This window comes from Paraburkholderia dipogonis, assembly GCF_046027395.1.
In the GTDB taxonomy this organism is placed as follows: domain Bacteria; phylum Pseudomonadota; class Gammaproteobacteria; order Burkholderiales; family Burkholderiaceae; genus Paraburkholderia; species Paraburkholderia dipogonis_A.
In genome coordinates this window covers 95,145-110,987 of record NZ_JAQQEG010000001.1, presented here as the reverse complement: position 1 = coordinate 110,987, position 15,843 = coordinate 95,145, and the positions used below count along the sequence as shown (strand labels likewise).

The following is a 15,843-nucleotide window of genomic DNA, read 5'->3' as shown; positions in this document are numbered from 1 at the left end:
GTAACACAAAGTGGCAGCGCAATCTCGCCAGCCTTCGCAGTCCGTCCACGAAGTTAAGAGCTATGAGTGCGCATCCTGCTCCGGAAACGAAATAGCCTGCAAACAGGGGATTGTGCATGCCCAAGAGATCGATGGTATCGAAGCGTCTCACCGTCTCGAAGCCTGCCGCGACGATAATCGTGGCAACAACAAGATTTCTGGCGTGATCGAAGATCGCTTGCGAAACAGATTCTGGGACGATTCGGTGGGACGACTGTCTTCTCTCTCAAGACCAGTTTTCAGCCCCTCCAAGGGACAGCGATCCGTGGGAGACAAGCGCGCCGCGCGCGAAGCAAAGCGCCCCCGGACGCCTTCAATGGAGCCCGGGTGATCCGATACGACTACCGCGACGCGTTGTACCAATGCGTGAAGCGCGATATGCGGCTACCGTGGTATCGAAACGCACGTCGATTTGTAAGACTCTGCCTGAAGCAAAAAACCAGCAGCGCTTCAAGTACCCTCCGACAACCGGTTCGGGGATGTTGTAAGTCGCAGTAGGGCAATGCGCACAAAGATCTGCCGCCCAAGCCGAAGAACAAGCGCCGCGGCCATCAGCGTTTCCAGCGTGTCGAGGCTCACGATGTTCTTCTCCAGTTGAGAAATCGGATAGTTAGCCCCGAACGACGGGGTTCCTGGAATGAGCCGACGCAAACCTGAGAAACAGATAACCGGTAACGCCCGATAGCGTTGAGCCCGCGATCACGCCCAGCCGGAGGGCCGTGAAATATTCGGGGCCTTCGAAAGCGAGGGAACCGATAAATAGACTCATGGTGAAGCCGACGCCACACAGTGCGGCGACGCCAACCAACTGAAGCCAGCTTGCGCCCTCGGGAAGCCTGGCCAGACCGAGCCGAACCAGCACGGCGCTTGCCCCGAAGACACCAGCGAGCTTCCCGACGAAAAGACCTGCGGCGATGCCGAGCGGCAGCGGCTCTGCCAACGCCGTGAGCGTGACGCCCGCGAACGAGACGCCGGCATTGGCGAAAGCGAAGATCGGCAGAACGCCGAAGGCTACCCAAGGATGGAGATTGTGTTCAAGCTGGTGCAAAGGAGCATGGCCTTGTGCATCCATCGTCTTCAACGGCACGGCGAAAGCGACTGCAACACCCGCGAGCGTTGCGTGAACGCCGGACTTCAGAACAAATACCCACAGGATCACGCCAACAATAACGTAAGGTGCGATTCGCGTGATTTTCAACAGGTTCAAGGCAATCAGCACCGCGATTGCCACGGCTGCCCCAAATAGCATCGGAATGGAAAGGTCGGCTGTATAAAATAGCGCAATGATGACGATTGCGCCTAGATCGTCGGCAATCGCCACTGCGGTCAGGAATATTTTCAGCGACACCGGCACCCGGTCGCCGAGCAGGGAAAGAATGCCGAGCGCAAATGCAATGTCAGTAGCCGTGGGAATGGCCCAGCCAGTCAAGGCCGCGCCATTTCTGTTGATAAGGAAATAGATGAGTGCGGGCGCTACCATTCCGCCCACCCCGGCAACGACAGGCAGCACGACCTGTGCGGGAGTGGACAGCTCACCTTCAATCACCTCGCGCTTGACCTCCAGTCCGACCAGGAGGAAGAAGACGGCCATCAGACCATCGTTGATCCACAGCAGAAGCGGCTTCGCGATAGCGAACGAGCCAAAGCGCACCTCCACAGGGATCTTCAGCAGATCATCGTACGCGTGTCGAAGCGGCGAGTTGCTGCAAAACAGCGCGAGTACTCCTGCGGCCATGAGCAGCAATCCGCCCGCCGACTCCAGTTTGAGGAAGTCGGCGATGCCATCGGTCGCCTTGCGAATCGCGTTGCCGATCACCACGCCCGCTCTATTGTCTGCACACCCACTCCGGAAGTCTCAGCCGGCGCCAGTGGCTGCGCTGAGTCGGGCGCGGTGGCCCTTCTGCAAATAATAGTGCACGTGCGAAATCATTGACACCCATTTTCCATGAGATCGAAGCCTGCCACTTAACGCCGCGTGACCCGCAAGGCATACGGTCCCTTGCCCGAGTTGCCCGATTGGCCCACTGCGACGGCTGTTATGCCCAAAAGCTGTCGCTCAATTGTGGCCGACCTCAATCCGCCTTAACCTATCACGAACCCCAACCTGGAGCCGCGCGATGCAAGCACATCCTTTGCGTCTTTTTCCCGGCGACGATCTGCGCGTCGCCCTCGAAATTGAGCTGCTTCGGGTCAGGTTGCACGCGGCTTTCGTGATCCAGGGCATAGGCAGCCTCAGCGTTGCCCAATTGCGATTTGCCGGTGACAAGGACTCGACGGAGCTGCGTGACGATCTGGAAATCCTGACGCTGGCTGGGTCCATATCATCTGATGGAGCGCATCTCCACATGTCGGTTGCCGACCCGCGCGGTCGTGTGTTCGGTGGTCATGTGGGACGCGGCTGCATGGTCCGCACAACCGCGGAGATATTGCTGGCTCTTCTTCCCGAACATCGCTTCTCCCGGGAGCGCGATTCAAGTTCAGGGTTCATGGAACTGCTGATACGGAATGAACCACCCGTGGAGTAGGCTCGACGTATACGTCCGGACTGTGTTGACGAATGAGACATATCGACCCATGTGAGCCACTCGCAGGGGAATCGCCGTGGTCCGGTCGCCGGCCAATACTAGACGCTCGCCGCTTTAAAAAATTTCGTTACTCCAGCCTCACCTGATCAAGAGGGCGAAATTGTGTTTGCCCTGTGAGCGGTTCGTAACCTTGTCAACAGGCTTCCTGGCTCAACAAGCCAATCAGTTACGATCCGTACGGACACAAGTCCTCTTTTCGAACCGCCTGCTTATTGCCCGTTATAACTGACCTCCCGCCGGTATTTGAACGCCATCTCCTAATTTCCGGGCCGACAATCGCTGACGCCTCAGTCGCATGGCGACATCGCGCCGCGCTTCAGAACGATACGCCAGCCTCCCGGCACACCAGCACCACATGATGATCGGCCTGCGCGAGGCCAAGCGTGATCCAGGCCCGATCCCGCCGGTCGAGCCCGTCACAACCGAGACTCGCTGCTCAGGCCGAATCATCGAATGCCGCCCCCCCCATTGCGTGCGTCAAAGAACGGCTCGCACTTTGACATCATAGGAGTTCGATTGCGCAAAAGCAGCCTCAGTGGGTCCCAACGGCAGCCGTCAGAACCGCTTTCTGATGCCGATCATCGCCGCCGTCGTATTGGCGCCCGGTGCGACAGGCTGCCCATACTCGATCGACTGATTCATCTTGCCGCGATTGTCCACGTAGCCCACTTGCGCATATAACAACGTAGCCTTGGACAGACTGTAGTTTGCGCCGACCACATATTCGATCGATTTGTTAGCCGAATTATTTTCGTCCTTGATGTAATACACGCCGCTAGTCATTTCAAAAGCCGGTGTGAACCGATAGCCGAAGCCGCCGGAAATCATGTCGAAATTGGTGGTATTCGCGTGCGCCGGATTGCGGCCGTTACTAAACGACGTGCTGACCGTGAAGCCGTTGATCGAGTACAGCGCACCGGCATAGTAGAACCGGTTGTTGTTCAGCCCGGTCGCCACGCTGGTCGGACTGGGATTGGTATCGTGCCCGTTGTAATAGGCCGCGGCGAGTTTCAGTCCGTAGTTGTCGTACTGCAAAACCGCGGATTCGCGCGTGCCGCCTTGAACCTCGCCCGCTACGCCACCCGGCGCGTATTCGAGGCTGGCGGTCACGCCGCCGAAGTTCGGCGATACGTAGACGATGGCGTTGTCGTCGAACACCGCGCCCAGTTGCGCGTTCGTGCTGGTTCCGGGCCAGCCGGCGGCGGAATTCATGCTGACGAGCGCGGTAAAGATACTGCCGAAGTAGCCGCCCTGGCGCACATCGGTGTACGCCATCGCGTAGGTCATTGGAATGATCTGGCGGCCCATGGTGAGTGACCCGTACGGGCCGGCCAGGCCAACCGAAGCCTCCTGATTGAATTGCGCCGCCGCGCCGGCGGTACCGCTCAAACCGAATTTTCCGCTGGTACTGTCGAAGGCGCCCTGCAATTTGAAGTTGGCTCGCCACCCGCCTCCCAGGTCTTCCGTTCCCTTGAACCCGAGCATGCTGGTATAAATGCCCCCGTCCTTCAGCTTGAAAATGTGGCCGGTATTCGGCGCCGCGGGATTGTACGAGGCGGCCGACGTATTCTGATAAAGCAGACCCGTATCCACTGTTCCATACAATGTCACTGTCGATTGCGCGTGAACAGTACTGGCAAGCGTCGTCAACGCAATTGCTGCTGCAAAACCTATTCTCATTTTGTCTCCTTGGATTACCTGATCCGGTGTGCACGTGGCCACCGGACTTTTCTGTGCTGCATCGCTTTCAATGAAATGACAGGCGGTCTGCGCAACTCGTGGTCGGCAGACGGCCCGTCGAACCGCTTGTGTGAGCGGCGCTTACTGCCGAAGCATGTCCATCACGCCATCCGCCGTTTTGCCCTGCCCCAGCAGGCGCGCCATGATGTTCATGGCGGGCGTGATGTGGCGGAAATAGGCTTTGTAGCCGGCGCATAGGTAGTTGAGGCCCGGCTCGCCCTCGGCGGTTTCGATAAACCGGTTCTTGGGGCATTCGCCATGGCAGGCGAAGCGAAATTCGCAGCGCAGGCAATCGGCCGGCAGCGCGGTCTCTTTTGCCATGCCGAAGTCCGTCTGCGCCGGCGAGGTCATCATGCTTTCCAGGTCGTCGGAAAGCAGGTTGCCGAGGCGATATTCCGGGTACATGAAGTGATCGCAGGAGTAGACGCTGCCGTCGTGCTCGACGATCGCGGCCTTGCCGCAACGCGGGCTGAAAATGCAGGCGCCCGCGGGCAGTTGGCACCACGACGCGAGCGCCCATTCGAAGTTCATCACGTGAACGACGCCGACATCGTGACGAATCCATTCATCGAACACGGTGGACAGAAAGGTGCCGTACGCCAGCGCGCTGACCGTGTGCGACGTGACGGTTGCCGGATTTCGCGCCGCGACCTTCGCTTTCGACATGGCCGACGTCGGCGTCACCGCCGGCACGGCAAGCGCCGGGGGCACGGCAAAGTGCAGCCCGATGACCTTTTCCTCAGGCTCGGCCACTCGCTCCACAACCGGGTTGAACTGGATGAAACCCGCGCCCAGCTCCTTCAGGTGACGATAGATTTCCAGGGGCTGGTGCACATTGGCGCTGGACACCGTGACCAGCACGTTGAAATCGACGCCATGACGCGACAGGACGGCGAGACCGCGAAGCGTATCGTCGTAACTCGAGTTGCCGCGCTTGTCGGGCCGTGCCACGTCATTGAGGGCACGCGGACCGTCCAGACTCACGCCGACCAGAAACCGTTCGCGTTGGAGAAACGCACCCCATTCGTCGTCGAGCAAGGTGCCGTTGGTTTGCAAGGTGTTGCGAATCAGCTTGCCGTCGGCGAATTTGTGCTGCAGCGCGACCGCACGTTCGAAGAACGCCAGCCCCAGCAAAGTGGGCTCGCCGCCCTGCCACGTAAATTCGACTTCAGGCGCCGACTGCGCCGCGATATAACGCCGGACATAAGTCTCGAGCACCTCGTCCGACATGCGAAAACGCTCGCGCGGCGGGAATGCGTTCTGTTTCTCGAGGTAAAAACAATAGCCGCAATCCAGATTGCACAATGCGCCGATGGGCTTCGCCATCAGGTGGATGCCAGTCAACGATGCCGTCGCCGCGGTATTCATGCTTGCGCGCGGCCGGCGGCCACCCTGCGTTGCGATATAGAAGTCATGGTTATTACCTCGGACGAACAGACAAACCGCTTGAAATGTGACGAGTCCAACCCGGCGACCCATCGTCTCCCGCTGTTTCGCAGCGATAGCTCATCGTATGAGGCGCACGAATCCGGCGCCTGTCATTGCGGCTAATACAGCGGTCTTTCAGGGTTGTCACGCAATCGCCGGGAAGCGGCGCGCACAGAATCGGCTGCCGCTTCTAGGCGGCAGCGTTGCGCGCGGCGACATCCGCCTCGTAGTGGCGCGAGGCAAGCAGGAATAGAACCGCTGCGAGCAACGACATCAGCGGCGCTACGCTGAGCGCGATACGCAGATTGGCTGCGTCAGACAGGAGACCGACCAGATACGGGCCCGGCGCCGTGCCGAGCAGATTGGCGCCCAAAACCGCGGTGGCCGTGACGGTCGCATGAACGGCGGGGTGCGTGACGTCGATCAGCATCGCCACCGCAGCGCCCCCGTGTGCCGCCGCAAACAGCGCGCCGCCGATGAGCAGCGCGAGCGCCGGCATGCCAGGCGGCAGCGTGAACGCCGCGAACAGCATCAAGGCGGATATCAGCGCGTACGCGGCGGGCACCCGCGCCCGATAGCGCGGCCGCCCTCTGCTCAGCCGATCGGCCACGCCTCCGCCGAATAGCATCCCCACACCGAGTACGAGCACCACCACCGCCGCGATCAGACTGGCCGTCTTCGGGTCGTAGCCGTAGAAGCGATTGAAGTAAGTCGGCACCCAGGCGATCAGAATGGCGGGGATCCCCATCTGCAGACCAAACGCAACGAACGTCAGGTTGCCGGAGCGCGCGCCGAACACCTGTCTGAACACCTCGGTGAAGCGCAGGCGCCGATTGCGCGCCCCACTGGACGCGTCCGTGGGCAAAGCGGGGGCCTGGTAGTCGCGCACAAAGAAGGGGTAAAGGACGGCGAGCAGCAAGCCCGGTGCGCCGACGGCGAAAAAAGCATAGCGCCAGCCGAACTGGGTGGCCACCGCACCGCCGATCACCACGCCCAGGACCGAGCCGAATATGCCGCCCGATTGAAAGGCCCCCAACACTGCGGAGCGCCTGTCATCCGGGAAAGTGTGGGCGAGCAGCGCCGCGCCGGCGGCGGCGTACGCGGCCTCGCCTAGCCCGACCATCGCACGGGCCGCGAGCATCTGCGTGTAGCTGGTCGCAAGGCCGCATGCGATTGTGGCGAAACACCACACGAAGGCCATCAACGTAATGCTTTTGACGCGCCCCCAACGATCCGCGATCAGCGACAACGGAATGGTCATCACGCCCACCACCAGCGAGACGACGCTGACGAGCGCGCCGAGTTGCGAATCGGACACGCCCCATGCCGGTTTGAGGAACGGGAATACGGCGCCGACCGCCTGGCGCGACAGATAGTCGGACAATATCAAGCCGAAGCTCAGTGCGAATACGGTCCACGCGTAGGTTTTCGAACCTTGGTACGCGGCGGCGCCGTCCACCCTGCGGGCGGCGATCACATGAAGGACGCTCATACCGACTCCCGCGTCGTATCTTGCATCGTCGCACAGTCTGGGCGTATCGCATGCGTACATGAAATGTTCAAAGCCGGATCAGGATCTCCCAGCCATAGCTTCGAAATCAGCCGCTGAATGCGCGTGCCGTAAGGCGGCCGAAACAGACCGATCGGGAACCAGCGCTTCATCTTCAACACCGCCTTGGCGTGTGACAGGGCGACGAAGCCCTCGGGTCCCCGCCAGCTTCCTATTCCGGAATTGCCGGTGCCGCCAAACGGCAAGTCGCCCTGGAATACATGCCACGCCCAATCGTTGACCGTCATGCCGCCAGCGTGAACTTCCTGCTCCAGGCGCGCGACTTCACCCGCGTCGTTACCGTAGTAGTACAACGCCAACGGACGGGGACGCACCGTGATGTATCGAATGGCTTCGTCGAGCGAGTCGCAGGCCACCACGGGCAGGATCGGATTGAACAACTCTTCCTGCATGATGCGCATGTCCGGGGTCACGCCGGTGACGATCTGCATCGTCACCACACGCCCACCGTTGTCAGGCCCGCACGCGGTCACCGTGGCGCCCTTCGCCACCGCATCGGCCAGCAATTCGCTTACGCGTTGCGCGTGGCGGTCTGAAGCCATCCAGGTGTAGTTCGGATCGCCGACCGGTTCGGGAACCAACCGTTGGAATGCGCTCACCGCAGCCGCAACGAATTCGCCGATGCGCTCGCGCGGCACCAGCGCGTAGTCCGGCGCCACGCAGGCCTGGCCCGCGTTGAAGGCCTTGCCGTGCGCAATGGAGCGCGCGGCGGCGGCAAGTGACGCCGATGGCGCGACGATCGCGGGCGACTTGCCGCCCAGCTCCAGCGTAACCGGCGTGAGATTGGCGGCCGCCGCGCGCATGATTTCCTTGCCGACGGCGGGCGATCCGGTAAACACGATGTGATCGAACGGCAAGCTGGCGAAAGCCCGCGCCACCTCGACACCACCGCCGAATACCGCCACCTGTTCCTCAGGAAAGATTTCAGCCAGCATCTCGCGCAGCACCGCCGTGCTGCGCGGCGAGTACTCCGACATCTTGATCATCACCCGATTGCCTGCCGCGAGTGCCGTGATCATAGGCCCTACTGCTTCGACGATCGGGAAGTTCCAGGCCGCGATCACGCCGACGACACCCTTGGGCTGATAGACTACCCGCGCGCTGTTGGTGCTGAACAGCCAGTCGGTGCGCCGGCGTTCCGGCTTCATCCAGCGCCGCAGGTTGGCGAGCGCGTGGTCGATCTGCAACGCGGGGAGCATGACGTCCAGCATCTTGCACTCGAACTCGGAGCGTCGTCCGAAGTCCTCGCTCATCGCCGTCGCGAGCTGGTCCTGGTAACGGCTCAGCGACTGCCTCACCTCTTTCAGATCGCGCCTGCGTTGCATCAGTTGAGGATAAGAGCTGACGAGACAGGCTGCACGCTGCCGGGCCAATACGTCCTGCAGATTTTCAATGGCGTCTTTCATGTCGGCATTCCCGTTCACCCTTCTTCTTGACGCGGCTTCGATCCAGCACCTAACCCGCGACCCATTCCACTTCAGCCGGTAAGGCCCGGCGGATCCGTGCAACGCTGCCTACACCGCGCGCCACTGCTCGCCCCAGTACTTTTCCCGAACGTCTTTCTTGAGCAGCTTGCCCACGGCGCTGCGCGGCAAGTCGACCCAGAATTCGACGCTCTTAGGCGTCTTGGTGCTGCCGAGATACTCCTTGCAGAGCGCCATGATCTCTTCTTCGGAAACGGTCAAGCCAGGCTTGCGCTGTACCACCGCCTTCACCGCTTCGCCCCACTTTTCGTCGGGCACGCCGATCACAATGCAATCGAGCACCGCAGGATGGCCCTGAATGATCTTTTCGATTTCGACGGGGAAAACATTGAAGCCGCCGGTCACGATCATGTCCTTCATCCGGTCCACGATGGTGATGTAGCCGCGTGCATCTCGCACGCCGACATCGGTGGTGTGGTGCCAGCCGAATGCTGAAACCGCAGCGGTGTCGTCGGGTTTTTTGTAGTAGCCCTGCATGACCATCGACGAGCGCACGACGATCTCGCCGCGCTCGCCCGCGGGCAGCAGCTTGCCCTCGGCGTCCATGATCGCGAGGCACGCTACATCGACTGCCTTGCCCGCCGCCTTGACCACCTCTTCGTCGAAACTGCCGTCAGGCTTCAGATAATCGGCGGGACCTTTGACCAGGATCGGCACCAGCGTCTCCGTCTGCCCGAAGCTTTCGTACATGACAGGGCCGAACACGCGCACGGCTTCCTTGAACTTGTCAGGTGCGATCGGCGCCGCGCCGACTATGAACGCCTGCAGCGACGAAAAGTCCGTTTCCCGTGTTTTCGGATGGGCCAGCAAACCATAGACGGCAGTGGGCGGCAGATACAGATGAGTGATCTTTTCCGCTTCGATCACTTTCAACAGGACTTCCGGATCGAAGCTCGGCAAGATGACATTGACACCACCTTTGATCGTAAAGCCGAGCGCCAGCAAGCCCGCCGCGTGAGTCAACGGCGCCACGCACAAGTGCCGCGAACCGGCGCCGATGCCGAACGCCGAAGCCAGTCCCAGGCCCATGAACTCGAGGCTGCGATGCGTGTGCACCGCGCCCTTGGACGGCCCGGTCGTGCCGCCGGTGGGCTGCAGGAAAGCGCGCGTGGCCGGGTCTTCGGGTTGATTGGCGAAGGGTGTCCAGCAATCCTTCAGCCACTCGTCCATCGACACCCCATGCTCCGAGGCGCGGTCGATGCACACATACCGCTTAGCTTGCGAGAGCGTCGCCTTCAGCACCGGCATGCTGCTCTCGAAGTAGCTGTGAAAGAACACGATATCCGTGTCGAAGTAGTCGAGCACTTCGGCATTGGTCTCGACCGAGTTGCGAATATGCACGGACAACCACGCCGAGTCGGCGAGGTTGATACCCAGATGCAGCAGACTGACCCGGTAGTCGTTGGGCGCGTAGATTGCCGCGTGCGTACCCATGCCGGCCTCGCGCTCACGCGTCAAGCCGTGAGCCACCGCGTGAACGTATTTCTGCGCCTCGCCGTACGTCATGCGCGTGGCGCCATCCACGAAAGCCAGATTGCCTGGGTGAAGCTGCGCCACCGCGTCGAAATAGTCTGCCAGTCTCATCTTGTTCATCTCCTCCTGCACTAACCTTGAAACGCTGCCGGACCAGCCGGTCCTATTTCGCGCGCATACGTGATGCCGCATCGAGACGAATGGTTTCGCCATTGAGGTAAGCGTTTTCGATGATGAACGCGCAGCAGTGAGCGAACTCGCGCATATCGCCCAAACGCTTGGGCGCTTCCATCTGCTCCTTGAGCATCGTCAGCACTTTCTCGTCGAGGGCGGCCACCATCGCCGTCAGGAACAGGCCTGGGGCGATCGCGTTGACGCGAATGCCAATCGCGCCGAGTTCACGCGCGGCCGGCATGTTCATGCCGATAATCCCGGCCTTGGTCGCCGCGTAGGCGCTCTGGCCGATCTGACCTTCGTAGGCGGCGCCCGAGGAAACGTTGATCACCACGCCGCGCTCTTCGCCCGCCTCGGGATCGTTGCCGGCCATCTGCTCCGCGCATTTGGACATCACGTTGAACACGCCGTTGAGATTGACGGCCGTGGCCTGCGCGAACTTCGCGAGCGGTGCCGCCTTGCCTTCCTTGCCGAGCACCTTGAACGCGGTCGGCACGGCGGCGCCGTTGATGCACACGTGAATCGCGCCGAAGCGGGCCATCACCTCGCCGACCGATTTCTGCACCGACTCTTCGCTGGCGACGTCGGTCTGCACGAACATCGCGCGATCGGCGCCGATATCCGCCACGGCCTTTTCACCAGCTTCGACGTTCAAATCGAAAATGGCGACACGTGCGCCCTTTTCCTGCGTGAGATAGAGCGCGGTGGCGAGGCCGAGACCTGACGCGCCGCCCGTGATAACGACAACCTTGTCCTGGATACGCATGGGAGTTCCGAATGAGAAATTAAAAAAGTGTGGAATGGCGCCTTGGCGCCGCCTGCCATCAGAACGCGTTGACCCCGGTCAGCGCGCGGCCAATGATCAGTTGCTGGATCTGGCTCGTGCCCTCCGGAATCGGCGCGACGATCGCTTCACGCGCGAGTTTCTCGACCAGAAACTCTTTGGTCACGCCATTGCCGCCGTGAATCTGCACCGCCTGGCGGGCGATCGTCACCGCGGCTTCGCAGGCGAAATATTTGGCCATCGCCGCTTCCATCTCGGCCGGCACGCCTGCTTCGATCATCGAGGCGGCGCGCTGCGTCAGCAGCCGGCTCGCGTCGACCTGCGTTGCCATCTCGGCCAGCATGGCGGAGATCAACTGGTGGCCTGCAATCACCTTGCCGTGCTGTTTGCGCTCCGTGGCATAACGCGTCGCTTCCTCCAACGCGCGCCGTGCGATACCGAGCCCCTGGGCCGCAACGAACACGCGCGAGCGTTCGAACATGGTGAGCGTATTCTTCAGCGCTTCCCCTTCATTGCCGAGCATGTTGCTGGCCGGCACGCGGACATCGGTGAGGAAAATCTGCGCGGTGGACTGGCTGTTCCACGCAATCTTGTGAATGTCGCGGACCTCGTACGGATGCTCTTTGCGGTCCAGCAGAAAGTGCGTCAGACCGCGGCGCGGATCGTCACCGGTGCGGCAGGTGCAAATCAGGAAATCCGAATACGCGCCATTGCTGATCCAGGTCTTCTCACCGTTAATGATGAAGTGGTCCCCGTCCCGCCGGGCGCGCGTCTTGATCTCCAGCACGTTCGAGCCAACATCCGGTTCGGAGATGCCCGCGCTGCAAAACAACTCGCCCTTGAGCAGTCCTGGCAGATAGCGCTCGCGCAGATGCGCGGGGGCCAGCTTCGCAACCATCTGTGCGCAGAAGCTATTGATCAGCACCGGCACCGACAGATCGATCGAGGTGGCGGCCACTTCCTCGAACAGCATGATCATCGTGAGCCAGTCGAGTCCGAGGCCGCCGTGCTCTTCGCCGACGACCCCCGAGATCAAGCCGAACTGGCTGAGCTCACGCATGAACTCGCCCATCTGCTCCTTCGGTACGAACCTGTCGCGGTATTCCTTGTTGAACAGCGGGTCGGCCTTGTCTGCCAGATAGCGCCGCAACCCGTCCACCGCGCCTTGTTGCTCTTCCGTTCTGAATACATATCCCATGATTCGGCTTCCTGAGTGACTTACTGTTTGGCGAGGATCGTGACAGCCACCACGGCTTCTTCGATACCGTAGAGACCGCCGCCGTTTTCCTGAATCGCAACGCGGGCGTTGTCCACCTGGCGCTGACCTGCTTCGCCGCGCAACTGGGTGACAAGCTCATGAATCTGGCCGAGGCCGGTTGCGCCGATGGGGTGACCTTTGGATTCGAGTCCGCCCGAGGGGTTGATCGGCATGCTGCCGCCGACCGTGAAGTCGCCCCGCTCGGCGGCAGGACCGCCTTCGCCGAATGGCACCAACATCAGCGACTCGGCATTGAGGATCTCGCCGATCGCGGAAGCGTCGTGCACTTCCGCGACATCAATATCGGCGGGCGCGACGCCGGCCTGCTCGTAGGCCTTCTTGGCCGCAAGGTGCGCCACGATCTTGCGTGGTTCGTCGAGGCCGCGCGTGGTGCCGGTTTGCACGACGCTGGCCAGCACCCGCACCGCGCGGCGAGCCGCACCGTTGAGCTTTTTCAATCCCGCCGCGTTGCACAGCACGACAGCAGCCGCGCCGTCGCTGATGGGCGAGCACATCAACGTGGTCAACGGATAGGCGATCGGCGGCGACGCCAATACCTCGTCGATGCTGAAGGCCTGCTGAAACTGGGCCAGCGGGTTGTGCACGGAATGCCGATGGTTCTTCGCCGCAACCGCAGCGATCTGCCGCTGGGTGGTGCCGTAGCGCAGCATGTGATTGCGGCAAATGGCGGCGTACACGTCCATGAAAACGCTGTACGGGCGCTCCGACATGGTGCCGGGCGGCGGCGTCACGCCTTCGCCCATGGCGAGCAGCGTCGCCTTGTTACGCTCCACCGTCGAGACGTCCCAGCCACCGTCGAAGGCTGCGAACATCTTGGCCTTGTCCGGAATATTCATCTTCTCCGCACCGACGGCGAGCGCGATATCGCAGCTGCCCGAGCGCAATGCCAGCGTCGCCAGATTGAACGCCGAGGAACCGGTCGCGCAGGCGTTTTCCACCGTGAAGACCGGCACGCCTTCAATGCCGAGACGGCGCATCGCAATCGGACCTGGAATCGCGGTTTGGCCTTGGAACTGGCCATTCGTCATGGTTCCGTAGTAAGCCGCGCCGATGTCGGCTGTACCGCAACCGGCATCCTTCAACGCCAGCGTGACCGCTTCTCCGACCAGGTCGTACACGGACTTGTCGAGCAGGCGCCCAAAGGCCGTCATGCCGACGCCGGCTACATAAATATCGCTCATGTTTCTGTTCTCGCTACGGTGTGGTTCAGCGGCCTTGAAACCGGGGGGCGCGCTTTTCGGCGAAGGCTTGCAAGCCTTCGTGGAAGTCGAATGTGCGCATGTGCTGACGCAGCATCACCTGCTCGTGCAGCAAGGCGTCGTCGCGCGTTTTGTCGGCGGAGTGACGCGCCACTTCTTTCATGCGGCGCAACGCGACCGGGCTTTTCTTCGCGATGTGCGCGGCCAGCTTCTGCACGGCGTCGGCAAAGACCGCATCCGCATGCACTTCGCAGACGAGACCGCATGCCTTCATCTCAGCCGAAGACAACGAATTGCCGGTCAGCAGCAGATACATGGCCATGTTCAGGGGAATGAGACGCGGCAGCACGGCGGCGCCGCCCGCGCCCGGATACACACCGAAGTTGGCATGCGCGTCGGCGAGCGTGGCGCTCTCGGTGGCGACCACCAGGTCGGCGCACATGGCGAGCTCCAGACCGCCCGCCATCGTTATGCCGTTCAACGCCGCGATCACGGGCTTCGGGAAATTGCGCAGCCGGCCGAATACCTGATTCGCCCGATCGAGAAAATCCGCTTCGCCGGGGCTGAGGCTTTGGCCCGCCAGCACTTCCTTCAGGTCCGCACCGGCACAGAAGGCCGCGCCCGCACCGGTGAGCACCAGCACGCGCATTTCACTGTCCGCTTCGATCTGGGTCAGTCGGCGATCCAGCTCGGCGAGCATGGCCAGATTCAGCGAATTCATCGCCTTCGGACGATTCAGCGTCAAACGGGCAACGGACCCGTCGGCGTCATACAGCAACACATCTTCGTTCATGACATCTCCGTACTTTTTTGATCAGGACAGTCGACGACTGCGCCGGCGCCACTAAATTGCCGAATGTCCTGATCGTACGGAGAACTGCTGTTTGCAACAGGTCATTGGAATGAAGACGCAGGTCCCGGCGATAGGTCGCGTGATACGACCCCGGCGAGCCTCAGTCAGTGGATAGCAATTGCGCGATGTCGCCTTCGCTCAAACCAAGCGCGCGCAGAATCTCGACGCCGTGCTCGCCAGGTGACGGCACAGCGCCGGCGGAACGGGATGGCGTTGCCGAAAAACGCGGCGCAGGGGCCGCCTGCAAGACGCCGTCGCGCTCGGCGTAAATGCCGCGGGCCGCCATATGCGGATGCGTCATCGCGCCGACGGGGGTCAACACCGGCGCGAAGCACGCATCGCTGCCTTCTAGCAGACCGATCCAGTGCTGCCTGGGCTGGCTGGCGAACACCGCGGCCAGCCGTTCGCGCAAGGCACGCCAATGACGTGGCTGATAGGGTTGCCGGAAGTCCGGATCGTCGGCGAGCCCAAGCTTGCTGAAGAGCAGCGCATTGAATTGCGGCTCCAGCGCCTGCACGCTGACGAAATGGCCGTCGGCACACGCATAGGTGCCACTCCAGTGCGGCCCGTCGAGCAGGCCGCAGCCGCGCTCCATCGGCTGCTGCCCGGCGGCGTGCGCCGACAGCAGCAGGTTCATCAGGTTGGCGCTGCCGTCGACAATCGCCGCGTCCACCACCTGCCCCTGTCCGGTGCCGCGTGCATTCAGGATGCCGGCGAGGATCCCCATGGCGAGATACAGCGCGCCACCGCCCAGATCGCCCAGCAGCGTAGGCGGCGGCATGGGCGGTCTGCCGGGCTCGCCGGCAAACCAGAGTGCGCCGGACAGGGCGATGTAGTTCAGATCGTGGCCCGCGGACTGCGCCAATGGGCCCGTTTGTCCCCATCCGGTCATGCGGCCGTAGACGAGGCCTGGATTGCGCGCCAGACACACTTCGGGACCGAGGCCGAGTCGCTCGAGCACGCCGGGGCGCATGCCTTCGATTAGCGCGTCCGCGCCGCCGATCAGACGCAGGACGGCGTCGATCGCGCGCGAATCCTTGAGATTCAGCGCAATCGACTGCTTGCCGCGATTGACGATGGCGCTCTTGCCGAGATCGAGCATGGCGCCATCGGTGGCGTCGGCGCGCTCGATCAGGATGACCTCGGCGCCCATGTCGGCGAGCAACATGCCGCAAAAGGGCCCCGGCCCGATACCCGCTATTTCCACGATGCGAATGCCGTCGAGAACACCCATG

12 protein-coding genes are annotated in these 15,843 nt (G+C 61.9%); 1 reads left to right on the top strand and 11 read right to left on the bottom strand.

Annotated elements, in window-relative coordinates:
• Positions 1-649: 649 nt before the first annotated feature.
• Positions 650-1,858 carry a Na+/H+ antiporter NhaA gene (nhaA, locus tag PQR32_RS00490; protein ID WP_408221626.1) on the bottom strand — a complete coding sequence of 403 codons (1,209 nt, stop codon included), beginning with the start codon at positions 1,856-1,858 and terminating at the stop codon, positions 650-652.
• A gap of 298 nt (positions 1,859-2,156) precedes the next feature.
• Here nhaA and PQR32_RS00485 point away from each other — a divergent pair, with 298 nt between their 5' ends.
• Complete coding sequence (locus PQR32_RS00485; RefSeq protein WP_408221625.1) at positions 2,157-2,564, top strand: PPC domain-containing DNA-binding protein; 408 nt, start codon at positions 2,157-2,159, stop codon at positions 2,562-2,564.
• A 615-nt stretch (positions 2,565-3,179) separates the two neighbouring features.
• On the opposite strand, the gene PQR32_RS00480 is transcribed toward PQR32_RS00485, so the two are convergent.
• The 10 genes from PQR32_RS00480 to PQR32_RS00435 form a co-directional block, all read right to left on the bottom strand.
• Positions 3,180-4,304, bottom strand: a complete 1,125-nt coding sequence (locus tag PQR32_RS00480) for a porin (protein WP_408221624.1) — start codon at positions 4,302-4,304, stop codon at positions 3,180-3,182.
• Positions 4,305-4,445: 141 nt separating this feature from the next.
• Positions 4,446-5,690, bottom strand: a complete 1,245-nt coding sequence (locus PQR32_RS00475; protein ID WP_408221948.1) for an anaerobic sulfatase maturase — start codon at positions 5,688-5,690, stop codon at positions 4,446-4,448.
• 292 nt (positions 5,691-5,982) lie between these two features.
• The gene (locus PQR32_RS00470; RefSeq protein ID WP_408221623.1) at positions 5,983-7,284 is read right to left on the bottom strand and encodes an MFS transporter; all 1,302 of its coding nucleotides are present in this window, start codon (positions 7,282-7,284) and stop codon (positions 5,983-5,985) included.
• Positions 7,281-8,768 (bottom strand): coniferyl aldehyde dehydrogenase, encoded by a 1,488-nt coding sequence (locus PQR32_RS00465; protein WP_408221622.1) that lies wholly within the window; start codon positions 8,766-8,768, stop codon positions 7,281-7,283. Before PQR32_RS00465 ends, PQR32_RS00470 begins: the two co-directional genes overlap by 4 nt.
• A 108-nt stretch (positions 8,769-8,876) precedes the next feature.
• On the bottom strand, positions 8,877-10,430 hold the full coding sequence (locus PQR32_RS00460) for a class I adenylate-forming enzyme family protein (protein WP_408221621.1): 1,554 nt from the start codon (positions 10,428-10,430) through the stop codon (positions 8,877-8,879).
• A gap of 52 nt (positions 10,431-10,482) precedes the next feature.
• Positions 10,483-11,259, bottom strand: a complete 777-nt coding sequence (locus tag PQR32_RS00455) for an SDR family NAD(P)-dependent oxidoreductase (RefSeq protein WP_408221620.1) — start codon at positions 11,257-11,259, stop codon at positions 10,483-10,485.
• Between the two features lie 58 nt (positions 11,260-11,317).
• A complete protein-coding gene (locus PQR32_RS00450; RefSeq protein ID WP_408221619.1) occupies positions 11,318-12,475 on the bottom strand; it encodes an acyl-CoA dehydrogenase family protein in 1,158 nt (385 codons plus the stop codon).
• A gap of 20 nt (positions 12,476-12,495) precedes the next feature.
• Positions 12,496-13,737 (bottom strand): thiolase family protein, encoded by a 1,242-nt coding sequence (locus PQR32_RS00445; RefSeq protein ID WP_408221618.1) that lies wholly within the window; start codon positions 13,735-13,737, stop codon positions 12,496-12,498.
• A 25-nt stretch (positions 13,738-13,762) separates the two neighbouring features.
• Positions 13,763-14,548 (bottom strand): enoyl-CoA hydratase/isomerase family protein, encoded by a 786-nt coding sequence (locus tag PQR32_RS00440; protein ID WP_408221617.1) that lies wholly within the window; start codon positions 14,546-14,548, stop codon positions 13,763-13,765.
• A gap of 160 nt (positions 14,549-14,708) precedes the next feature.
• Entirely contained in the window at positions 14,709-15,842 is a 1,134-nt protein-coding gene (locus PQR32_RS00435; RefSeq protein ID WP_408221616.1) for a CaiB/BaiF CoA transferase family protein, read from the bottom strand.
• Position 15,843: the final 1 nt, after the last annotated feature.